At 62.5% G+C, this 22,388-nt stretch carries 22 protein-coding genes and 1 tRNA gene; 12 read left to right on the forward strand and 11 right to left on the reverse strand.

Annotation, left to right across the window (positions count from 1 at the left end; all coding sequences use genetic code 11):
• Window positions 1-18 precede the first annotated feature (18 nt).
• A tRNA-Phe gene (locus tag LSO07_RS04315) sits at window positions 19-94 on the reverse strand.
• A 186-nt stretch (window positions 95-280) separates the two neighbouring features.
• Here LSO07_RS04315 and dkgB point away from each other — a divergent pair.
• From dkgB to LSO07_RS04360, 9 genes are all read left to right on the forward strand, one after another.
• A complete protein-coding gene (gene dkgB / locus LSO07_RS04320; protein ID WP_151092479.1) occupies window positions 281-1,105 on the forward strand; it encodes a 2,5-didehydrogluconate reductase DkgB in 825 nt (274 codons plus the stop codon).
• A 1-nt stretch (window position 1,106) separates the two neighbouring features.
• Entirely contained in the window at window positions 1,107-2,036 is a 930-nt protein-coding gene (locus LSO07_RS04325) for a TIGR03571 family LLM class oxidoreductase (protein WP_151092481.1), read from the forward strand.
• Window positions 2,037-2,102: 66 nt separating this feature from the next.
• Window positions 2,103-3,359, forward strand: coding sequence for an FAD-dependent monooxygenase (locus LSO07_RS04330; protein WP_225317176.1), 1,257 nt, complete (start codon window positions 2,103-2,105; stop codon window positions 3,357-3,359).
• A 159-nt stretch (window positions 3,360-3,518) separates the two neighbouring features.
• A complete protein-coding gene (locus LSO07_RS04335; protein WP_034785648.1) occupies window positions 3,519-4,235 on the forward strand; it encodes a DsbC family protein in 717 nt (238 codons plus the stop codon).
• 132 nt (window positions 4,236-4,367) lie between these two features.
• Window positions 4,368-4,826, forward strand: coding sequence for a (2Fe-2S)-binding protein (locus tag LSO07_RS04340; RefSeq protein WP_034753534.1), 459 nt, complete (start codon window positions 4,368-4,370; stop codon window positions 4,824-4,826).
• 10 nt (window positions 4,827-4,836) lie between these two features.
• Complete coding sequence (locus tag LSO07_RS04345; RefSeq protein WP_151092483.1) at window positions 4,837-7,101, forward strand: xanthine dehydrogenase family protein molybdopterin-binding subunit; 2,265 nt, start codon at window positions 4,837-4,839, stop codon at window positions 7,099-7,101.
• A gap of 13 nt (window positions 7,102-7,114) precedes the next feature.
• The gene (locus LSO07_RS04350) at window positions 7,115-7,723 is read left to right on the forward strand and encodes a nucleotidyltransferase family protein (protein WP_099396065.1); all 609 of its coding nucleotides are present in this window, start codon (window positions 7,115-7,117) and stop codon (window positions 7,721-7,723) included.
• 180 nt (window positions 7,724-7,903) lie between these two features.
• Window positions 7,904-9,643 (forward strand): M61 family metallopeptidase, encoded by a 1,740-nt coding sequence (locus tag LSO07_RS04355; protein WP_231773013.1) that lies wholly within the window; start codon window positions 7,904-7,906, stop codon window positions 9,641-9,643.
• Window positions 9,644-9,830: 187 nt separating this feature from the next.
• The gene (locus tag LSO07_RS04360) at window positions 9,831-11,033 is read left to right on the forward strand and encodes a GGDEF domain-containing protein (protein WP_225317177.1); all 1,203 of its coding nucleotides are present in this window, start codon (window positions 9,831-9,833) and stop codon (window positions 11,031-11,033) included.
• Here the strand turns inward: LSO07_RS04360 and LSO07_RS04365 are convergent.
• The 7 genes from LSO07_RS04365 to rpe all read right to left on the reverse strand — a co-directional run bounded on the left by LSO07_RS04365 (window position 10,984) and on the right by rpe (window position 17,121).
• Window positions 10,984-11,448, reverse strand: coding sequence for a hypothetical protein (locus LSO07_RS04365; RefSeq protein ID WP_151092487.1), 465 nt, complete (start codon window positions 11,446-11,448; stop codon window positions 10,984-10,986). The genes LSO07_RS04360 and LSO07_RS04365 overlap by 50 nt on opposite strands.
• A 20-nt stretch (window positions 11,449-11,468) precedes the next feature.
• Window positions 11,469-12,269 carry an indole-3-glycerol phosphate synthase TrpC gene (gene trpC / locus LSO07_RS04370; protein ID WP_151092489.1) on the reverse strand — a complete coding sequence of 267 codons (801 nt, stop codon included), beginning with the start codon at window positions 12,267-12,269 and terminating at the stop codon, window positions 11,469-11,471.
• Window positions 12,270-12,302: 33 nt separating this feature from the next.
• Entirely contained in the window at window positions 12,303-13,346 is a 1,044-nt protein-coding gene (trpD, locus tag LSO07_RS04375) for an anthranilate phosphoribosyltransferase (RefSeq protein WP_099389965.1), read from the reverse strand.
• A gap of 65 nt (window positions 13,347-13,411) precedes the next feature.
• Complete coding sequence (locus LSO07_RS04380; RefSeq protein WP_034785635.1) at window positions 13,412-13,975, reverse strand: aminodeoxychorismate/anthranilate synthase component II; 564 nt, start codon at window positions 13,973-13,975, stop codon at window positions 13,412-13,414.
• A gap of 1 nt (window position 13,976) precedes the next feature.
• Window positions 13,977-15,473 carry an anthranilate synthase component I gene (gene trpE / locus LSO07_RS04385; protein WP_099389966.1) on the reverse strand — a complete coding sequence of 499 codons (1,497 nt, stop codon included), beginning with the start codon at window positions 15,471-15,473 and terminating at the stop codon, window positions 13,977-13,979.
• Window positions 15,474-15,742: 269 nt separating this feature from the next.
• Window positions 15,743-16,447 carry a phosphoglycolate phosphatase gene (locus tag LSO07_RS04390; protein WP_070254124.1) on the reverse strand — a complete coding sequence of 235 codons (705 nt, stop codon included), beginning with the start codon at window positions 16,445-16,447 and terminating at the stop codon, window positions 15,743-15,745.
• Complete coding sequence (gene rpe, locus LSO07_RS04395; protein ID WP_086145604.1) at window positions 16,447-17,121, reverse strand: ribulose-phosphate 3-epimerase; 675 nt, start codon at window positions 17,119-17,121, stop codon at window positions 16,447-16,449. Before rpe ends, LSO07_RS04390 begins: the two co-directional genes overlap by 1 nt.
• Before the next feature lie 165 nt (window positions 17,122-17,286).
• On the opposite strand from rpe, the gene apaG reads away from it, so the two are divergent.
• On the forward strand, window positions 17,287-17,661 hold the full coding sequence (gene apaG, locus LSO07_RS04400) for a Co2+/Mg2+ efflux protein ApaG (protein ID WP_034785627.1): 375 nt from the start codon (window positions 17,287-17,289) through the stop codon (window positions 17,659-17,661).
• 23 nt (window positions 17,662-17,684) lie between these two features.
• Here the strand turns inward: apaG and LSO07_RS04405 are convergent, their stop codons facing one another.
• Window positions 17,685-17,831: a hypothetical protein gene (locus LSO07_RS04405; RefSeq protein ID WP_167468630.1), complete on the reverse strand. Its 147-nt coding sequence runs from the start codon at window positions 17,829-17,831 to the stop codon at window positions 17,685-17,687.
• Window positions 17,832-17,841: 10 nt separating this feature from the next.
• On the opposite strand from LSO07_RS04405, the gene mltA reads away from it, so the two are divergent.
• Window positions 17,842-19,116 carry a murein transglycosylase A gene (gene mltA / locus LSO07_RS04410; RefSeq protein WP_225317178.1) on the forward strand — a complete coding sequence of 425 codons (1,275 nt, stop codon included), beginning with the start codon at window positions 17,842-17,844 and terminating at the stop codon, window positions 19,114-19,116.
• A 41-nt stretch (window positions 19,117-19,157) separates the two neighbouring features.
• On the opposite strand, the gene LSO07_RS04415 is transcribed toward mltA, so the two are convergent.
• Window positions 19,158-19,595 carry a universal stress protein gene (locus LSO07_RS04415; RefSeq protein ID WP_034785626.1) on the reverse strand — a complete coding sequence of 146 codons (438 nt, stop codon included), beginning with the start codon at window positions 19,593-19,595 and terminating at the stop codon, window positions 19,158-19,160.
• 137 nt (window positions 19,596-19,732) lie between these two features.
• Window positions 19,733-21,052: an MFS transporter gene (locus LSO07_RS04420; RefSeq protein ID WP_225317179.1), complete on the reverse strand. Its 1,320-nt coding sequence runs from the start codon at window positions 21,050-21,052 to the stop codon at window positions 19,733-19,735.
• Between the two features lie 63 nt (window positions 21,053-21,115).
• Between LSO07_RS04420 and LSO07_RS04425 the strand changes: the two genes are divergently transcribed.
• Window positions 21,116-21,892 (forward strand): enoyl-CoA hydratase, encoded by a 777-nt coding sequence (locus LSO07_RS04425; RefSeq protein ID WP_070282850.1) that lies wholly within the window; start codon window positions 21,116-21,118, stop codon window positions 21,890-21,892.
• Window positions 21,893-22,388: the final 496 nt, after the last annotated feature.

The following is a 22,388-nucleotide window of genomic DNA, read 5'->3' on the forward strand; positions in this document are numbered from 1 at the left end:
GAATGTAAAACGAATTCTTGGTGGCCCGGGGCGGAATCGAACCACCGACACAAGGATTTTCAATCCTCTGCTCTACCGACTGAGCTACCAGGCCAAGGTGGCGAATTATAGCAGACCAAAACGGGAATGCAAGAGCCGGCTGTGACTTTTCCCCGATTTTCTGCATAGGCAACACCTTACTTGCCTACGGGTCAAATATGATTTGATATAAACGGTATTTTTCTCAACAAAGGATGGGCGCATAGTGTGGTCATCGTTACTGACTTGAGAGGATTACCGCATGAACTCCACCACCCATCACACCGCCATCCCTGAAATCGGCCTGGGCACTTTCCGTCTGCAGGGACAGGTCGTCATCGATTCCGTCGCCACGGGCCTGGACGTCGGCTACCGCCATATCGACACGGCGCAAATCTACGGCAATGAAGCCGAAGTGGGCCAGGCCATCGCCGCCAGCCCCGTCCCGCGCGACGAACTGTTCGTCACCACCAAGATCTGGATCGAGAGCTTGCGGCGCGACAAACTCATTCCCAGCTTGAAAGACAGCCTGCACAAGCTGCAGCTGGAGCAGCTGGATTTAACGCTGATCCACTGGCCGTCGCCGCAGGACGCGATTCCCGTCACCGAATACATGGCGGCGCTGGCGGAGGCCAAGGCGCAGGGGCTGACCAAGGCCATCGGCGTATCGAATTTTACGAATGCGCAGCTGCAGCAAGCCATCGATACGGTGGGTGCGGCAGAAATCGCCACGCAGCAGATCGAGATCCATCCGTTTCTGCAAAACCGCCAGGTCATCGATTTTGTGCGCAGCCAGGGCATCCACATCACGGCCTACATGCCGCTCGCCTATGGCAAGGTGATGGCGGACCCCGTGATCGCCGCCATCGCCGCGAAGCACGGCGTGACGCCGGCGCAAGTGGCCCTGAGCTGGTCGCTGCAGCAGGGCTTTGCCGTGATCCCCTCGTCGACGAAACGTGCCAACCTGGAAGCGAACCTGCATTTCCAGCGCATCACCCTGTCGCCGGACGAGATGGCGCAGATGGCGACCCTGGAACGGGGCGAACGCCTGGCCAACCCGGACGGCCTGGCGCCGCAGTGGGATTGAGATGGGCGCCATGACAAAGCTGGGGCAGGGCGGTTTCAGCATCGCCCTGGAACTGCCGCTCGATAACGACTGGTCGTCCACGGGGCGCCAGGCGAATGCGGTCTCCGGCCGCATGCCGGGCGAACCGGACCTGAAACAGCACGCGGCGCTGGCGAAGCTGGCCGACCGCCTCGGTTTCAGGGCCCTGTGGCTGCGCGACGTGCCTTTGTACGACCCGTCGTTCGGCGACGCGGCCCAGGTCTTCGAGGTATTTACCTACCTGGGCTACCTGGCCGGCATCACCGGGAACATCTTGCTGGGCACGGCCGCCGTGGTGCTGCCGCTGCGCGAGCCCGTGTTGACGTTAAAAGCGGCGGCCAGCGTGGACCAGTTGAGCGGCGGGCGTTTGCTATTGGGCGTGGCCAGCGGTGACCGGCCCGTCGAGTATCCCGTGTTTGGCCGCGATTTCGAGCAGCGCGGCGCGGCCTTCCGCGAGCAGGTCGCCATGCTGCGCGACTGGGGCGAGACGCGTCTGCCGCCAGGCGTCCGTTTGCTGCCCAAGCCAGCCGCGCCCTTGCCCCTGCTGGTGGCGGGGCTGGCGCAGCAGTCGCCCGCGTGGATCGGCGCGCAGATGGATGGCTGGCTCGCCTATCCGGGCACGCCGGACGACCATGCGCGGCGCTCGGCGCAATGGCGCGCCGTGGCCGGCGATGACAAGCCGTATGTCAGCTTCATCCACCTGGATCTGGACGAAGATCCGAACCTGCCGCTGCAGCGTTTTCGTTTCGGCGGCCGCACGGGGCGCCATGGCCTGATCGCGGAGCTGCACGCCATGCGCGCGGCAGGCGTGCGGCATATCGGCTTGCAGCTGCGGCAGAACCGCCGCCCGCTGGCCGAGACGATGCAGGAGATCGCGGACCACGTGCTGCCCGTCTTTCATGGCACCGCTTGATCTGGGGCACGCGTTCTGTACTTCCGGACTATCTGAAAAGGGTGGGGCAAACGCTATAATGGCCGCATGAACAGTCCCACTCCCCCTACCATGCGGCGCTTCATGCACAGCCACAGCGACGTTTGCATCGTCGGCAACGGCGCCATCGCGAAAACCACGGCGCTGGCGCTTGCCCAGGCAGGACAAAGCGTCACCCTGTTATCCCCGGTGAGCCCGCCCGCCCCCGCCCCCGCCCCCGCCCCCGCTTCGGCCGCCAAGCCGGTCGAAGCCAGCTGGGACGTGCGCGTGTATGCGCTCAATAATACGGCGCACCAGTTGCTGTCGTCGCTGAAGGTGTGGGGCGCACTCGCGGCCGACAGGGTGGCGCCCGTTGACGCCATGCTGGTCAACGGCGATGGCGCGCAGGCGGGGGGACTCGGTTTCGACGCCTACGGCGCCCATGTGGGCACGCTGGCGTGGATCATCGAAGACCGCAACCTGGGCCAGGCGCTGGACGCAGCCCTCAAGTTCGCGCCGAACGTCAGCGTGCTGCAGGGCCGGGCCAGCCGCCTGGAATGGACGAATGATTCGGCCATCGTGCACCTCGATGGCGGCGACACCATCACCTGCGCGCTGGTGGTGGGCGCGGACGGCGCCCAGTCGTGGGTGCGGGGCCAGTGCGATATCGGGCTCGATTACCGCTCGTATGGCCAGCGCGGCGTGGTCAGCAACTTCGCCTGCGAAAAGCCGCACCATGGCGCTGCCCACCAGTGGTTCACGGGCAGCGAAGGCATCGTCGCGCTGCTGCCGCTGCCGGGCGACCGCGTTTCGCTGGTCTGGTCGGCGCCCGATGCGCTGGCCGATACCTTGATGGCCGAATCGGCCGACGCCCTGGCCGCGCGCCTGGCCGCCTATTGCCACGATAAACTGGGCAAGCTCACGCCGCTGCAGCCGGAGCTGGTGCGCGCATTTCCCCTGACCCTGATGCGCCCGCACGCCATGGTGGCGCCGCGCGTGGCCCTGGTCGGCGACGCCGCCCACGTGGTGCACCCGATGGCGGGCCACGGCATGAACCTGGGTTTTGCCGACGTGGCGCAGCTGGTCAAGACGATCAGCGAACGCGAAGCGCACCGCGGCATCGGCGACGAGCGCGTGCTGGCCCGCTATGCGCGCGCGCGCAAGGAAGACGTGCTGCTGATGCAGCTGGCGACCGATGGCCTGGCGCGATTATTTGGCGCCGATCTGGAACCGTTGCGCGTGGTTCGCAATTTGGGATTAAACTTGCTGGATAAATTGCCGGCCCTGAAGCGAAAAATGATTGCGCACGCATTGGGACATCAGTAAATATCAGCGAATCTTAAGATATCGCCGGATAATGGCAGGTGTGAAAATTCAAGGTCGCCGCAGCTGGTCTGCGGCGATCGTTTTGTCAAAGAGATCATGACGCCGGACCAGAGGCCAGTCCCGCCAGGCGTTTCAAGTGGAGAAGTGATAGTGATAAAAATGAGCAGAATCGCATTGGTACTCGCCTCGGGCCTGATGATGTCGTGCGCCGGCGCGGAAACGCCGACGGAAGCGAACATCAAAAAGCTGATCGAGCCGCGCCTGGGCGAAGGCGCCAAGGTCGATTCGGTCAAGGAAACCCCATACGGCGGCCTGTACGAAGTGCGCACGGGCGGCGACATCCTGTACACGGATAAAGCCGCGCAATACCTGTTCGTCGGCCACGTCTTCGACGCCAAGACGTCGCAAGACCTGACCAAGGTGCGCCTCGACGAAGTCAATCGCATCAAGTTCTCCGACTTGCCGCTCGATTCCGCCATGAAGACCGTCAAGGGTAATGGCAAGCGCGTGATCGCCGTGTTCGAAGACCCGAACTGCGGCTATTGCAAGCGTTTCCGCCAGAACGCGCTGAAGGAAATCGACAACGTCACCGTCTACACCTTCATGTACAACATCCTGTCGCCCGATTCCATCGTCAAGTCGCGCAATGTGTGGTGCGCGCCGGACCGCAACAAGGCATGGGATGACTGGATGTTGAACGGCAAGGCGCCGGCCACGGTGGCCGCCACCTGCGCCAACCCGCATGAAAAAATCCTGGCCCTGGGCCAGCAATTGCGCGTCTCGGGCACGCCAGCCATCTTCTTTGCCGACGGCAGCCGCATTCCGGGCGCGGTCGATGCGAAGACGCTGGAACAGAAATTCTCGACCATTAAGTAATCCGGGCTGTCGCCAGGAAGGCTGGACGGCGCGCCCTCGCAAGGCGCGCTTTTTTTTGCACTTTTTTCCGCTGTCGTATCATCAAGTGTTGTTTGTAGACGCCATAACAATTCAAAAAAGGAGAAGCAGCAGATGATTACCTTGAATATCAACGGACGCGACACGCAGGTCGACGCCGATCCTTCCACGCCCATCCTGTGGGCGCTGCGCGATAACCTGAATATGACGGGCACCAAATTCGGTTGCGGCGCGGCCCTGTGCGGGGCCTGCACGGTGCACCTCGACGGCCAGCCTATCCGCTCCTGCATCACGCCGATTTCCTCGGTGGGCGCGCAAAAAATCACCACCATCGAAGCGATGGAAAACGACCAGGTGGGCAAGGCCGTGCAGGCGGCATGGGTACGCCACGACGTGCCGCAATGCGGCTACTGTCAAAGCGGCCAGGTGATGAGCGCCACGGCGCTGCTGCGCACCAACAAGGCGCCCAGCGATGCCGACATCGACGGCGCCATGAGCGGCAATATCTGCCGCTGCGGCACCTATCAACGGATCCGCGCAGCCATCAAGGACGCGGCCAAGACCCTGGCCTGAGGAGAGCGACATGCGTATCGAATGGTTGAATCAGGAAGCATTGCAGCATGGCGGGGTGACCCTGGGCGCGGCGCTGGCATCGGCGCCGGTGGCCGTTGCCGATGGCGTGTCGCGGCGCGGTTTCATGAAGGCCGGCGCGGCGGCCGGCGGCGGCTTGATGCTGGGCTTTTTCCTGCCTGGCGCAGGCAAGCTGGCGCAGGCGGCCGATGCCGCGCCCGCCAAGCCCGTGTATGCGCCGAACGCCTTCTTGCACATCGCTCCCGATAATTCGGTGACGGTGCAGGTGAACCGGCTGGAATTCGGCCAGGGCGTGCAAACGAGCTTGCCCATGCTGATCGCCGAGGAACTCGACGCCGACTGGAGCCTGGTGCACGGCGCCCTGGCGCCGGCCGGCGAGCAGTACAAGGATGCCGCCTATGGCATGCAGATGACGGGCGGTTCGGGCAGCATCGCCCACTCGTTTACTCAGTACCGCGAAATCGGCGCCAAGGCGCGCGCCATGCTGGTGGGCGCCGCTGCCGCGCAGTGGAAGGTCAGTCCCGACCAGGTGCGTGCCGCCAAGGGCGTGCTGTATGGCCCTGGCGGACAAAAGGCGACGTATGGCGAGTTTGCCGACGCGGCCATGCGCCAACCCGTGCCTACCTCCGTCAAGCTGAAAGACCCGCGCGAATTTGTCATCATCGGCAAACCCGTGAAACGCCTCGACGCGGCCGCCAAGTCCACGGGAAAACAGCTGTTCGGCATCGATTTCAAGCCGCCCGGCGCGAAAGTGGCCATGGTGGCGCGCCCACCCGTGTTTGGCGCCAAGGTGGCGAAATTCGACGCCAGCAAGGCGAAAGCCATCAAGGGCGTGCTCGAGGTGCTGGAAGTGAAGACCGATCGTGGCGGCAGCGGCGTGGCCGTCATCGCCGACGGCTACTGGCCAGCCAAGCAAGGACGCGACGCGCTGGTGATCGAGTGGGATACGAGCGCCGTGGAAAAGGTCAGCAGCGACAAGCAGCTGGCCGCCTTCAAGGCGCTGGCGAAAACGCCGGGCACCATCGCCAAACCTGCCGACATGGGCAAGCTGGCCAAGGCGCCGAAAAAGATCGAAGCCGTGTACGAGTTCCCCTACCTGGCGCACGCGCCGATGGAGCCGCTCAACTGCGTCGTCGACCTGCAAGCGGACAAATGCACGATGTGGGTGGGCTCGCAATTCCAGACCGGCGACCAGGCGGCCATTGCGGCTACTTCCGGCCTGAAACCCGGGCAGGTGACGCTGCACACCATGATGGCTGGCGGCGGCTTTGGCCGGCGCGCCGTGCCCTCGTCCGATTATGTGGTCGAAGCCGTCAACGTCGCCAAGGCATACAGGGCGGCGGGCAAGAGCGGCCCCTTAAAGCTGATGTGGAGCCGCGAGGATGACATCAAGGGCGGCTACTACCGGCCGTCGCATGTGCACCGCGCGCAGATCGGTCTCGACGCCAAAGGGAAAATCCTTGCCTGGGACCACACCATCGTGGGCCAGTCCATCATGGCCGGCACGCCATTCGAAGCCTTCATGGTGAAAAATGGCGTCGACGGCACCATGGTCGAAGGCATGGGCGAGCCGTACACCCTGCCGATGAAGCTGTCCGTGCACACGGCCAAGGCGAACGTGCCCGTGCTGTGGTGGCGCTCCGTCGGCTCGACGCATACGGCCTTCGTCATGGAAACCCTGATCGACGAGGCGGCGCACGTGGCGAAGATGGACCCCGTCGCCTACCGCAAGCAGCTGATCGACGCCAGGCACACGCGCCACATCGCCGCGCTGGACCTGGCCGTGGCCAAGTCCGGCTATGGCAAGAAGAAGCTGCCGAAAGGGCAGGCCTGGGGCGTGGCCATGCATGAATCGTTCAATTCCGTCGTCGCCTACGTGGTGACGGCTTCCGTGGTGGAAGGTGCGCCCAAGCTGCACCAGGTATGGGCCGGCGTGCATTGCAACCTGGCCGTCAACCCCTTGACGATCGAGGCGCAAGTACAGGGAGCCGCGCTGATGGCGCTGGGCATGACCATCCCCGGTGCGGCCATCACGCTCAAGGATGGCGTGGTGGAGCAGCAGAACTTCGGCGACTACCCCGTACCGCGCATGCAAGACATGCCGGTGATCGAGGTGCACCTGGTGCCATCGGGCGACGCGCCAACGGGCATGGGCGAACCGGGCGTGCCGCCATTGGCGCCCGCCTTCGCCAATGCGCTGTTCGCGCTGACGGGCAAGCGCCTGCGCAAGCTGCCATTCGACCTGGCGGCCGCATGACGGCAGTGGTTTTTTGAGTACGGTCGGCATCTTGCTGGCAGCCGGAAGGGGGCGCAGGTTCGACCCTTCCGGCGTACAGAACAAATTATTGCAGCCGCTGGCCGAAGGCCCGCATGCGGGCTTGCCGGTGGTGGCGGCTGCCGCAAAAGCCATGCTGGCGGCCTTGCCGCGCGTGCTGGCCGTGGTGCGTGCCGACGATACGCAGGTGGCGCGCGTGCTCGGTGCGCTGGGCTGCGAGGTGCGCGTCTGCCATGATGCCGACACGGGCATGGCCGCCTCGCTTACCTGCGCCATCGATTACGTGCGCGGCGCGCCGGGCTGGCTGATCGCCCTGGGCGACATGCCCTGGGTGGAAGCGGCTACAATCGCCGCCTTGTCGCAAGCCATTGGCGATGGCGCGCACATCGCCGTGCCCGTGTTCCAGGGCCGGCGCGGCAATCCTGTCGCCTTCAGCGCCTTCCACTTGCCGCTGTTGCTGGCGCTCGATGGCGACCAGGGCGCGCGCAGCATCGTCAACAGCCATGCCGTATGCGAAGTGACAGTGGACGACAGCGGCATCTTGCGCGATATTGATACACCTGACGATTTGTCGCCGGTGCCTGGCGCACCCGGGCGATTGTAGAACATCCATGCCAGACACGAGGAAAACATGAAGAAAGCACCGATTCAAAAAATCACCGCCAAGGCGGGAGCCAAGGCAAGCGGCAAAGCCACAAGCAAAGCCGTAGCGAAAACCGCAGTGAAAACCACACCAGCCGCCGGTATCATCTACAGCATCGCCGCTGCCGACCTGGCCGGCCACATGTTCAAGGTGACGTTGACAGTCAAGTCGCCGGCCGCCATCGGCCAGGTCTTGTCCTTGCCGGCCTGGATCCCGGGCAGCTACATGATCCGCGAATTTTCGCGCAACATCGTCAGCATCCGCGCCGAGTCCGAAGGCAAGGCCGTGGTGCTGACCAAATTGGACAAGCACTCGTGGCAAGCCGCTCCGTGCAAAGGCCCGTTGACGGTGGAATACGACGTGTATGCCTGGGACCTGTCCGTGCGCGCCGCCCACCTGGACCAGAATCACGGCTTCTTCAACGGCACCAGTGTGTTCCTGCGCGTGCTGGGCCAGGAGGCCGAGCCGCATGAAGTGCACATCGTGCAGCCGAAGGATGCGGCCTGCAAGACCTGGAAGGTGGCCACCACCCTGCCGGAACTGAAAGCGAAGCGCTATGGCTTCGGCAGCTACCAGGCGGCCAACTACGATGAGCTGATCGACCACCCGGTGGAGATGGGCGACTTCGCGCTGGCCACCTTTACCGCGCATGGCGTGCCGCACGATATCGTCGTCACGGGCAAGGTGCCGAACCTGGACCTGGACCGTCTGTGCCGCGACCTGAAAGCCATCTGCGAAACACAGATCGCCTTCTTCGAGCCGAAGACCAAAAAGGCGCCGATGGACCGCTATGTGTTCATGACCATGGCCGTCGGCGACGGTTACGGCGGCCTCGAACACCGCGCCTCGACGGCGCTGATCTGCGCGCGCGCCGATTTGCCGACGACGGCCTCGACCAGCACGGAGATCGGCGACGGCTACCTGAAATTCCTGGGCCTGTGCAGCCACGAGTACTTCCACACTTGGAACGTCAAGCGCATCAAGCCGGCCGCTTTTGCGCCGTACAACCTGCAGGCGGAAAGCTATTCGCCGCTGCTGTGGCTGTTCGAAGGATTCACCAGCTATTACGATGACCTGATGCTGGTGCGCGCGGGCCTGATCGACGAGGCAGCCTATTTCAAATTGCTGGGAAAAACCGTCAACAGCGTCTTGCGCGGCAGCGGCCGCACCAAGCAAAGCGTGGCCGATTCCAGCTTCGACGCCTGGGGCAAGTACTACCGCCAGGATGAAAACGCGCCGAATGCCATCGTCAGCTATTACACCAAGGGTTCGCTGATCGCGCTGGCCTTCGATCTGACGATCCGCAGCAAGACGAACGGCGCAAAGTCGCTGGACGACGTGATGCAGGCCTTGTGGCAGCGCTATGGCCGCGACTTCTACAAGGGCAAAGCGCGCGGCGTGACGCCGGCGGAAGTCGAAGCCCTGTTCGATGAGATTGCCGGCACACGCATGAAGCCGTTCTTCGAGCGCTACATCCGCGGCACGGACGACGTGCCGTTGGCGCGCCTGCTGGCGCCGTTCGGCGTGAAATACAGCGATGCGCGCAAGGCGGAAAAGGCCAGCCTCGACGTCAACCTGGGCCGCGACGGCAACGATGCCAAGCTGGCGCAGGTACACCAGGGTGGCGCTGCCCATATGGCCGGCCTGTCTGCGGGCGACGTGCTGGTGGCCGTCGACGGCTTGCGCGTGACGGGCACCAACCTGGACACCTTGCTGGGCCGCTATGCGGTGGGCGCCAAGGTGGCGGTGCACGCTTTCCGCCGCGACGAGCTGATGACGTTTGCGGTAATGCTGCAGGGCGACCGCGTGCCAGGTGTCAGCTTGACCCTGCTGCCGGCGCCAAAGAAAGCCGCGGGACCGAAGCGTCCTAGCGCGGCATGATGCAGTTTGTCATGCAGTAGGACAGAAAACCGGCCGTCACTGGCCGGTTTTTTTATTTCTAGCAGCAATTTCTCAAATGCAACTCATCCGCTGAACTGGCGGCTTGCCATCATATTTACCGTAAATGAACTAATTTTTCTTTAACTAAACTAAAATTGCCGAACTGCTTCTTTTAGATCGCGCCAACGTGCAAACCCTCGATCCGCGAACCATCATGCTGATGACGACCCTGATGTGCGGGGCGATGAGCATCGTCATGTTCTCGGTGTATCGCAGTTTCCGGCGCGAGGTGCATGGCCTGGGACATTGGGCGGCCGGTTTGCTGTTGCTGGTGTGCGCGTCCCTGCTGTTCGGCACCCGCGAAGTGCTGCCGCCGGCATTGTCCGTGATCGCGGCCAATGCGGCGCTGGTGGCCGGCATCGGTCTGTCGATGCTGGGCACGGAGACATTCTTTGGCCTGGCGCCCAGCCGCCGAGCCTATCTGCTGATACTTGCCCTGGCCATCGCCGGCAATAGCTGGTGGCTGCTGGTGCACCCTGATTTCTCGGCGCGCGTGGCGGTCTTCTCCCTGCTGGTCTTCCTGTTTTACGCCCGCCAGGCGCAGTTGGTGTGGCGCCATGGCGAGCGCCATTTCTCGAGTTTTTTCTTTGGCGCGCTGATGCTGACGCAGGCGATCGTGGTGCTGGCGCGCGGCGTGTCTGCCTTGCTGCATGGTGGCGCCAGCGTGAACCTGACGGTGGCCGGCACGCCGGCCGGCATCTATCTGGCGGTCGCCAATTTCATGGCGCTGCTGCTGACGGTGGGCTTCATGACGGTGGCGACGCGTCGCCTGCAGCAGATACTGGAGCGCCGCTCGACCCACGATCCGCTGACGCAGGTGCTGAACCGGCGCGGCTTTGGCGACGCCTATGCGCGCGAAATGGGCAATCTGCGGCGCCGCCGTTTGCCGCTGACACTGCTCAGCATCGACCTCGATTACTTCAAATCGATCAATGACCGCTACGGTCACGCGGTGGGAGACCAGGTGCTGGCGCATGTGGCCACTGTCATCGGTGGGGCCTTGCGCGAATCGGATTGCGTGGCGCGTTACGGCGGCGAGGAATTCGTCGTGCTGATGCCGGACATGCCGGTGCAAAGTGCGCTGGGCGTGGCCGAACGCATCCGCACCTTGCTGCGTGAGTCCAGTCATGCGGGACTGCCTTCGTGTACGGTCAGCATCGGTGTCGCTTGCCAGGCATCGGTGGTGGAAGGGCTGGAACAGTTGCTGTCGCGCGCCGATGCGGCCCTGTACCTGGCCAAGGAGCGGGGACGCGACCGCATCGAACTCGATACCGCTGCGCTTACTGTGGACCGGACAATGTCCGCAGCTGGAATCGGTACTGGTCGTTGAACAGAAAGGTTTCGGAAAAATCGAAGGTCTGGGCATGGCGGCGCATCAGGTGTGCCGCTGGCGGAAAGAGCGCCTGCACGCGCCGCACGGCGGCCAGGGCCGCAGCCGATGCTTCGCTGTCGCGCGAACGGTGGACATGCACGCTTTTCAGCTCGCCGTCGGGCCCCACGCTCAGGTCGAGCACGACGATGGCCGGCAGCATGGGCGGCAGGCGTCCGCTGAACGTATATGCAGCGTTGGCCTCCATGATTTGCTGCGCCACCAGTGATTTGTAGGCGTCGATGCTGGCGGCGAGCTGTATCGCGGCGGGCGTGCGAGCGGGCGTAGGTGTGGGCGTGCGCGCCGCTGGCGGGGCCGCAGTCTGGCAAGCCGACAGCAGGCTGGCGGCGGCAAGGACGATTATCGCGTGTCTCATGCCTGCCAGCCTACCATGGTTTAGCTGAACAGGCGTTCCAGCTCCACGCCGGGGTCTGGCGCACGCATGAACGCTTCGCCCACGAGGAAGCTGTGGATGTGCGCGTCGCGCATGCGTTGCACGTCAGCCGTGCTGTGGATGCCCGATTCCGTGATGATCAATCTGTCTTGCGGGATGCGCGGCAAGAGATTGATGGTCGTGTCGAGCGACGTTTCGAAGGTGCGCAGATTGCGGTTGTTGATGCCGATCAGCGCGCTCTTGAGTTTCAGGGCCGCCGTCAGCTCTTCGCCGTCATGGCTTTCGATCAGCACGCCCATGCCCAGTTCGTGGGCGCACGCTTCCATTTCCGCCATCAGGCCATGGTCGAGCGCCGCGACGATCAGGAGGATGCAGTCGGCGCCCATGGCCCGCGCTTCATAGATCTGGTACATGTCGACCATGAAATCCTTGCGCAGCACGGGAATGGCGCAGGCGGCGCGCGCCTGCTGCAGATACTCCACGGATCCCTGGAAGAACTGTTCGTCCGTCAGCACGGACAGGCAAGCCGCGCCATGCGCGGCATAGCTGGCGGCGATATCAGACGGACGGAAGTCGGCGCGGATCACGCCTTTTGACGGCGACGCTTTTTTCACTTCGGCGATGATGCCGGGCTTGCCGGCGGCGATGTGCTGGCGCAGGCTCGCTTCAAAGCCGCGCAGGCCGGCGCGCAGTGCGCTGTCGCTTTCCACGTCGCCGCGCAGGCTGGCCAGGCTGCGGCGGGCTTTGGCCTTGGCCACTTCATCGGCCTTCACGGCCAGGATTTTATCGAGTATGTCGGACATGATGGTCGCTATTCTATAAAGGAGGGCGGTGGCTTACGCTTGCGCCGGGGTGCCCAGCTGCTGCGTGACCTGCACGAATTGATCGAGTTTTGCCAGAGCCGCGCCCGAGCTGACGGCGGCGCGCGCGCGCGCCAGGCCGTCTTCGATCGAGCTGGCCACGCCGGCCGCGTACAGCGCCGTGCCCGCGTTCAGGGCGACGATGTCGGCAGCGGCACCGGGCTCGCCGCGCAGCGCTTCCATCATCTTGGCCTTCGATTCGGCGGCATCGGCCACTTTCAGGTTGCGGCTGGCGATCATCGACATGCCGAAGTCTTCGGGATGGATTTCATATTCGCGGATTTCGCCGTTGACCAGTTCGCCGACGAGGGTAGAGGCACCGAGCGAGACTTCATCCATATTGTCGCGGCCATACACGACGATCGCATGCTGCGCGCCCAGGCGCTGCAGCACGCGCACCTGGATGCCGACCAGGTCGGCATGGAACACGCCCATCAGGATGTTCGGCGCGCCGGCCGGATTCGTCAGCGGACCGAGGATGTTGAAAATCGTGCGCACGCCCAGCTCCTTGCGCACGGGCGCCGCATGCTTCATGGCCGCATGGTGGTTCGGCGCGTACATGAAGCCGATGCCCGTTTGCGCGATCGACTGGGCGATCTGCTCGGGCTGCAGGTTGATGTTGACGCCCAGGGAGTCCAGCACGTCGGCGCTGCCGGACGAGGACGAAACGCTGCGCCCGCCATGCTTGGCGACGCGCGCGCCGGCCGCCGCCGCCACGAACATCGAGGCGGTGGAAATATTGAAGGTGTGCGCGCCGTCGCCGCCCGTGCCGACGATGTCGAGCAGGTTGGTGGTGTCGGCCATGGGTACCTTGGTGGAAAACTCGCGCATCACTTGCGCGGCGGCGGCGATTTCGCCGATGGTTTCCTTTTTCACGCGCAAGCCCATGGTGAGGGCGGCGATCATGGTGGGCGACATTTCGCCGGACATGATCTGGCGGAACAGGTACAGCATTTCGTCGTGAAAGATTTCGCGGTGTTCGATGCAGCGCAGCAGGGCTTCTTGTGGGGTGATCGGCATGATGCTTCCTTCTTCAATGATGGCGCAGGACGACACTGATGGCACGCCGTGGCGTGCGCGGAAAATCAGCGCTCGAGAAAGTTCTTCAGCAGGGCGTGGCCATGCTCCGAGAGGATCGATTCGGGGTGGAACTGCACGCCCTCGATATCGTATTCCCGGTGGCGCACGCCCATGATTTCGCCGTCGTCCGTCCACGCCGTCACTTCCAGGCAGGAAGGCAGCGAGGCGCGTTCGATCGCCAAAGAGTGGTAGCGGATCACTGTGAAGGGGCTGGGCAAGCCGTTGAAAACGCCCACGCCCGTATGCGCGATGAGGGAAGTCTTGCCATGCATGACTTGCTTGGCACGGATGACCTTGCCGCCAAACGCTTCGCCGATGGCCTGGTGGCCCAGGCACACGCCCAGTATCGGCTTCTTGCCGGCGAAGTGCTTGAGCACTTCCACCGAAATGCCCGCCTGTGCCGGCGCTTTCGGGCCGGGCGAGATGCAGATGCGGTCCGGGTTCAGCGCCTCGATCTGTGCGATTGTGATTTCATCGTTGCGGTAGACCCGCACGTCTTCGCCCAACTCGCCGAAATACTGCACGATGTTGTAGGTGAAGGAGTCGTAGTTGTCGATCATCAGCAGCATCTTAAAACCCTCCATCCAGGCCATCTTGCACTTGTTCGGCGGCGCGCAGTACGGCGCGCGCCTTGTTCTCGGTTTCCTGCCATTCCATTTCGGGGATGGAGTCGGCCACGATGCCAGCCGCGGCCTGCACATACAGCATGCCGTCCTTGACCACGCCCGTGCGGATGGCGATCGCCACGTCCATTTCGCCGCCAAACGACAGGTAGCCGCAGGCGCCGCCGTAAATGCCGCGCTTGGTGATTTCCAGTTCGTCGATCACTTCCATGGCGCGCACTTTCGGCGCGCCCGTCAGGGTGCCGGCGGGGAAGGTTGCGCGCAGCACGTCCAGGTTCGACAGGCCATCTTTCAGCTTGCCTTCCACGTTCGAGACGATGTGTTGCACATGCGAGTATTTTTCGATGACCATGCGGTCCGTGACGTGCACGCTGCCCGTCTCGGCGATGCGGCCGATGTCGTTGCGCGCCAGGTCGATCAGCATCACGTGCTCGGCGATCTCCTTCGGATCGGCCAGCAGCTCGGCCGACAGTTCGGCGTCGCGCTCTGGCGTGGCGCCGCGTGGACGGGTGCCGGCAATCGGACGCAAGGTGACTTTCTTGCCGCCGTCCGCCGTCTTCTCGTTGCGCACCAGGATTTCGGGCGAGGCGCCGATGATCTGCATGTCGCCGAAATTATAGAAGTACATATACGGCGACGGATTGAGCGAACGCAAGGCGCGGTACAGTGTCAGCGGCGAATCGACATACGGCTTGCGGATGCGCTGGCCGATCTGTACCTGCATCAGGTCGCCCGCCATCACGTATTCATGCGCCTTGGCGACGGCCTTCAGGTAGTCTTCCTTGGAAAAATCGCGGATGGTTTCCGTGCGCACGGAAGCGCTGGTGACGGGGGCATCGACACCGCGGCGCAGCATCATGCGCAAGTCCTTCAGGCGCTGCTGCGCTTTCGAAAACGATTCGGGCTGCGAGGTGTCGGCGTAGACGATCAGGTAGAGCTTGCCGGACAGGTTATCGATGACGGCCAGTTCTTCCGTCACCATCAGCTGGATGTCGGGCAGCTTCAAGTCATCTTTCGGCGCGCCGCCGGCCAGTTTTTTCTCGATGTGGCGCACGGTGTCGTAGCCGAAGTAGCCGGCCAGGCCGCCGCAGAAGCGCGGCATGCCGGGGCGCAGGGCTACCTTGAAGCGCGACTGGAACTGTTCGATGAAGTCGAGCGGATTGCCTTCGTGTTCTTCGATCACTGTGCCGTTCTTGACGATTTCGGTGCGCTTGCCGTAGCTGCGCAACACGGTCGTGGCGGGCAAGCCGATGAAGGAGTAGCGGCCGAAGCGTTCGCCGCCGACGACGGATTCGAGCAGGAAGGTGTTCTTGCCGCCTTGTTGGGACTGTGCCAGTTTCAGGTACAGGGTGAGCGGGGTTTCCAGGTCGGCGAACGCTTCCGCGATCAGGGGGATGCGGTTGTAGCCTTGCTGGGCCAGCGATTTGAATTCGAGTTCGGTCATGTTTCTCTCCATGCCGTCAGGGTATGAGTGTGCATAGTGCACAAACCCTGCGGTGGGTTATCAAAAAACTTGCCGGGACATGCAATATGCGCAAAATGCGCAAAGGACGCGTGTGCAGCCGGCAGCAATCGTAACGGCTCGGCCCTTAGGCCTGCCAGGATTGCCAGCGTCGCCAAAGCCAGGCCTCAATCGAGCCGGTTTGGGTGACATTGTGTTTTTTGATGAGAAACGTGTTCACGATATGGTGTTGGGTTTGGTCAGTATGCTGGTTAATTTTGCATGCTAATAAAACGGGCTGCTTCGAGCAGTGTCTTTACTATACCATCGGAATCGGTATCGTGTATAGAGTGTCCGTGATTGTAGCCATACGGTACCGTCAGTACGGGGCAAGCCGCAGCCCTGGCCGCTTGTGCGTCATTCGAGGAGTCGCCGATGGCCACCACTTTGGAGGGCGGCAAGTCGAAGTCCGCGCACACTTGCAGCAGCGGCATGGGGTGCGGTTTTTTCTGCGGCAGCGAATCGCCGCCGTAGACGATCTCGAAATACTGGTCCAGGTTTTTCAGTTTCAGCAGGGGCAGAGCGAAGGCGATGGGCTTGTTGGTGACGCAGGCCAGGCGCAAGCCCGCCGCCTTCATCGCCGCCAGTCCCTCTTCCACGTCCGGGTACAGGGTGCTGAACTGGCCGTTGATGGCCAGGTAGTGGCGCTGGTAGCCGTCCATCGCCTGCTCGAAACGCTGTTCCACGCCGGCCGCATCGAAGTCGAGCGCCAGCACGGTGCGGATCAGGTTTTCCGAGCCTTTGCCCACCATCAGTTCGATGGCGTCGGCGCTGATGGGCGCCAGGTCCAGTTCGGCGCGCATGCCGTTGATGGCAACATGAAAATCGGGCACGGTGTCGAGCATCGTGCCATCGAGGTCGATGATGGCGGCGCGCACGCCGGCCAGTACGTGGTCTTTCACCGTGCCCGCTTGCATCAGGCGCCCGCTACTTTGGCCAGCTCGGCGCGCATGGCGTCGATGACGGCCTTGTAGTCCGGCTTGCCGAAGATGGCCGAGCCGGCGACGAAGGTGTCGGCGCCGGCGGCAGCGGCAGCGGCGATGTTGTCGATCTTGATGCCGCCATCGACTTCCAGCATGATGTCACGGCCCGACTCGTCGATCATGCGGCGCGCTTCGGCGATCTTCTTCAGCGCTTGCGGAATGAAGGACTGGCCGCCGAAGCCCGGGTTGACGGACATGATCAGGATGATGTCGATCTTGTCCATCACGTGTTCCAGGTAGTGCAACGGCGTGCCCGGGTTGAATACCAGGCCCGATTTGCAGCCATTGTCGCGGATCAGCTGCAGCGAACGGTCGACGTGATCCGACGCTTCCGGGTGAAAGGTGATGATGTTCGCGCCAGCCTTGGCGAAATCCGGGATAATGCGATCGACAGGCTTGACCATCAGATGCACATCGATGGGTACTTGCACGTGCGGACGGATCGCTTCGCACACCAGCGGGCCGATGGTCAGGTTCGGCACGTAATGGTTATCCATCACGTCGAAGTGGATGATGTCGGCGCCGGCGGTAACGACGTTGCGCACTTCCTCGCCCAGGCGGGCAAAGTCGGCGGACAGGATGCTGGGAGCGATACGGAATGTTGTCATGGTGAAGTAGCCAAAGGATAGAAAATGCGATTTGCGCTATTTTACGCCTGACGCCGCTACCGTGCCTCATTGAAGTACGGTGAAATACAGAATACGCATCGCGCGATGGCCAATGCGGCGCGCGCGACACTCAATATGACTGGCAATGTCTGAATAGGAATGACGATGGCGACTTATGAATTTACGGTAACGGTCAAGACGCAATACCTGCCCGATCAATCGGCACCCGACCAGGGGCGGCACGTGTTCAGCTACACGATCCGCGTCGTCAACACGGGCACGGCTGGCGCGCAACTGATTTCGCGCCACTGGGTCATCACGGATGCGAACAACAAGGTGGAAGAGGTACGCGGCCTGGGCGCCGTCGGCCACCAGCCGCTGCTGCAGCCGGGCGAGCAGTTCGAATACACGAGCGGCACCATGCTGGGCACGCCGCAAGGCTCGATGCATGGCGAATACTTTTGCGTGGCCGAAGACGGCCATCAGTTCGAAGCGCCGATCCCCGAGTTCGTGCTGTCGGTGCCGCGCACCCTGCATTAAGGAAACGCCGGGGGCTTGCCCCCTTATTTCAGTTTTTCGGTGGCGTCCTGTTCTTCACTGAGCTGCTTGCGTGCCGGCGGTGCGGGCTTTTTGCCCGAGTACATGGTCCACCAGACTATAAATGCCAGCAAGAAGAACGCCACCAGCGCCTCTATCATCAAGATCCACATACGCATCCCTATGTTATTTACCCGCAGCCCATTTACCAGCCGTCTGTTTACACGCGGTAGTCTACTCGTTTCAGCCGGTGGCGTCGCGCTTGCGCTTTCCGCCTGCACCACGCCGTCCACGCCACCCGCTGCCTCCAGCGGCAAGGCGCCCGCCATCGCTCCGACCGTCGTCAGGCCGGTGCCGGCCAAGCCTGCCGACGCCAAGGATGCTAAGGATGCCACGGATGCGGCAGCCCCCACCTTCGTGCCCGCCAAGTTCGCCGCCTTGCCTGGCTGGGCCCGCGACGACATGCGCGCCGCCTGGCCCGCCTTCATGGCGTCGTGTGGCGTGCTCGTCAAGCGTCCGGACTGGAAAGAATCGTGCACGATTGCGCGCCAGGTGAATGCGGACAGCGACAAGGCCATCCGCCTGTTTTTCGAGACCTTCTTTGTGCCCAATCAAGTCATCACCGCCGATGGCGCCAATACTGGACTGGTGACCGGTTATTACGAGCCGTTGCTGCACGGCGCGCGCAAGCGCGGCGGTCCATATCAGACACCGCTGTACAAGGTGCCTGACGACCTGGTTTCGGTGGATTTGTCCGGCGTGTATCCGGAATTGAAGAACATGCGCTTGCGTGGCAAGCTGGTCGGCAAGAAGGTGATACCGTACGCGACCCGCGCCGACATCGAGCGCGCCACGTCCGTCACGGGCAAGGAATTGCTGTGGGTGGATGACGAAGTCGAGGCATTCTTCCTGCAAGTGCAGGGCAGCGGCCGGGTACAGCTGACCGATACGCAGGAAACCGTGCGCGTGGCGTACGCGGATCAAAACGGCCATCCGTATAAATCGATCGGCCGCTACCTGGTAGACAAGGGCGAGCTGACCTTGAGTCAGGCATCCGCGCAAGGCATCAAGGCGTGGATCGCCGGCCATCCCACGCGCAAGGATGAATTGTTCAACGCTAATCCCAGCTATGTCTTCTTCAAGGAGGAGCGCTTGCCCGACCCGAAAGTGGGGCCGAAGGGCGCGCTGGGCGTGCCGCTGACGCCGCAGCGCTCGGTAGCCATCGATTCGCGCTTCCTGCCGCTGGGCGCGCCCGTGTTCTTGTCCACCACGCAAGCCAATAGCGAGATCCCCATGCAGCGCCTGGTGATGGCGCAGGATACGGGCGGCGCCATTCGCGGGCCGATCCGTGTCGATTATTTCTTTGGCTTTGGCGCGGAAGCGGCCGAGAATGCGGGCCGCATGAAGCAGAGCGGCGCCGTGTGGGTGTTGTTGCCGAAACAGGCGCCAGCGCGCTAGAGGAGGTGCGCGGCGCCGGCGGGTGATGGCCTGGCGTCAGCTTAGCGCAGAACCATCACTGGCAAGTGCGTGTGGGCCAGCACTTTTTGCGTTTCGCTGCCCACGAACAGCTTGTTCAAGCCCTTGCGGCCATGCGAGGCCATCAGGATGATGTCGCAATGGTAGGTCTGCGCCGCATTGACGATTTCATCGTGCGGGCTCGGTGACACGGCCACCACGCCTTCGAAGGGTACACCGGCAGCGCTTGCCGCTGCGCCGATCTTGTCGATGGCGCGTTGCGAGGCTTCCTGCATCTGTTGTTCATACAGGCTGGCGTCGAGCACGATGCCGCCGTCGGCCATCGGCGAAAACGGGAAGGGCTGCACCACGCTGATGGCGACCAGCTTGGCTTTGTTCAGTTGGGCGAAGGCGAGGGCTGTCTCGGCGGCTTTGTCGGACAACGGCGAGCCGTCGGTGGGAAATAAGATGGTGTTAAACATAGCGTGCTCCTCAAGTGATGTAAGACAGCTTATGGATTTATATCAATTAAAACCTTGATATAAATCAAACCTCACAGGCTTTGGCGTGAATAGTGTCGCCAAGGCAATCTTTTAGCAGTGTATGCCTGTTCATCGCATCAGGTGCGCACGCTACGCAGCGGCGTGCCCCGCACCATGGCGGCTGTCAACAGGATGCTGCCGGCCGCGATGCAGGCCAGTCCATTGCGCACGCCAAAGTGTTCCGCGATCCAGCCGGCGGCCAGCGCGCCCAGCGGCGCCGTCGCCACCGTCAGGAAGCGCATGGTCGACGTCATGCGGCCCAGCATGGGGTCGGGCGTGACTTTCTGGCGCAGGCCCAGATAGGGAATAAAGAACAGCATCACGCCGCAATCGAAAAAGAACATCAATATGGCATACGCCACGGCGCTGGCGGCAGCGCTGCCGAACAGTGCTGCCGGAATCGTTGGCGTCAGGGCAAAGCACACGGAGGTGGATGCCAGGCCGATCAGGATGGTGCGGCCGGCGCCGTAGCGCTTCGTCAATGGCTTGACGATGAAGGCGCTGAGCAAGACGCCGGCGCCGCCCAGCATCTGCGTCATGCCCAGCACGCCAGGACTCATGCCCAGGTCGCGCGTGGCGAACAGCACCGTCAAGGCCATGCTGGCGTAAAACAGGAAGTGCCAGATGCCGGCGCCCCAGGCCAGCGCGCGCAGCAGCGGTTCGCGCCAGACGAACAGCAAGCCGTCGGCGATGTCGCGCAAGGCATGTTTGTCGGATGGGGCGGGGCGCGGGTCGCGCACGCTCATGGCACGCAAATTGAAGACGGAAATCAGATAGCCGCACGCCGTGCACAGGATGGCGACGGGCGCTGACAAGACTTGCACCAGCACGCCGGCCAGGCCGGGACCGATCAGGCGCGAAGCCGATTCGGTGGCGGCAAATTTCGACTGCGCATCGATCAAGCCGTCGCGGCCCACCAGGAAAGTCAGAAACACCTGCTCGGCACCGCCACCGACGACGAAGCCCGTGCCGATAATGAACCCCACTATATATAACCACGGCATGGACAGCACGCCGCACCAGTAAGCCACGGCCACGCTGGCCAGGGCCAGGCCGGACATGCTTTCGCTGAACAGCATGATCGGGTGCTTGCTGCGCCGGTCCAGCAGCACGCCGACGGGCAAGCCGAAGAGGGCGAACGGCAGCGCCTGCAGGGCGACCAGCATGCCCATCTGTTCCGGCGTCGCATGCAATAACAGTACCGCGCACAAGGGCAGGGCCAGCGAGGTGATCTGGGCGCCGAAGCAATTGAGGCCGTTGCTGAACCACAGGCGGCGGAAATTGACGCTGGCGGCGCTGCCGTCGCCGCGCAGGTAATGGGCGCAGTACTGGAAGAGGGAGGAGAAAATATCTTGCTCGATATAAAAATGATCAGACTCACAATAATAGCAGCGCACCTGCCGCGCCGCTGCCGTTAGCCGCTACAATCGTTGCCACCGTGTTCATCCAGAGGAGACTATATGCAATACGAAGACTTGATCATCGATATCCAGGACAAAGTGGCGGTCATCCGCCTGAATCGCCCGAAGGCATTGAATGCCTTGAACGACAACATGATGAATGAGCTGGGCGACGCCTTGCTGAAGTTCGATGCCGACGAGAATATCGGCTGCATCGTGCTCACGGGCAGCGAAAAAGCGTTTGCCGCCGGCGCTGACATCGCCGCCATGGCCGATTACACCTATCCGGACACCTTTACCCAGGGCTACATCAGCCGCAACTGGGAGCATATCTTGCGCGTGCGCAAACCTGTGGTGGGTGCGGTGGCTGGCTATGCGCTCGGTGGCGGCTGCGAACTGGCCATGATGTGCGATTTCCTGATCGCTGCCGACAGTGCCAAATTCGGCCAGCCGGAAATCAAGGTCGGCGTCACGCCAGGCGCGGGCGGTACGCAGCGTTTGCCGCGCGCCATCGGCAAGGCCAAGGCCATGGACCTGTTGCTGACGGCGCGCACCATCGATGCTGCCGAGGCGGAACGTATCGGCCTCGTGTCGCGCGTGGTGCCGGCAGATAAGTTGCTGGAAGAAACCCTGGCTGCCGCCAAGACCATTGCCGCCATGCCGACCTCGGTTGCCATGATGATCAAGGATTGCGTCAACCGCGCCTTTGAAACTACCTTGACGGATGGCGTCGCCTACGAGCGTCGTTTGTTCCAGGCCGCCTTCGGTACGCCTGCGCAAAAAGAAGGCATGCACGCTTTCCTGGAAAAGCGCTTGCCAAACTTCGACGGTCTTTGATATGATTCGCCTCCCCGATGAGACGCACTGGTTTGCGGCACAAAAGGGACGGCCTTCCGGGGCTGGGTAGTAAAAAAGAAGGTTGACGAAATGCTGCAAACGCTTCATACTCTTCCTTCTTCGCAGCTGACAAACACAACGCTTTGTCGATAGCGCGAAAGCAGTAATCGAATACAGTTCTTTAACAATTAACAGTCGATAAGTGTGGGCATTTGATGTAGTGCAGCAGCGATCTTCGGATCGCTGTAAAACTTAAAATATCAAATGTTCACAAGAAATAATGAAATAGGATGCTTCTTCGGAAGTAGTCTGTCAGTTTTTTGAGTGAGCGACCCATCAGCAATGATGGTGCCTGTAAAAGGGCAAAGTAACAGAGATTAAACTGAAGAGTTTGATCCTGGCTCAGATTGAACGCTGGCGGCATGCCTTACACATGCAAGTCGAACGGCAGCACGGAGCTTGCTCTGGTGGCGAGTGGCGAACGGGTGAGTAATAT

It is taken from the genome of Janthinobacterium sp. PLB04, assembly GCF_021165895.1.
GTDB lineage: Bacteria > Pseudomonadota > Gammaproteobacteria > Burkholderiales > Burkholderiaceae_D > Janthinobacterium > Janthinobacterium lividum.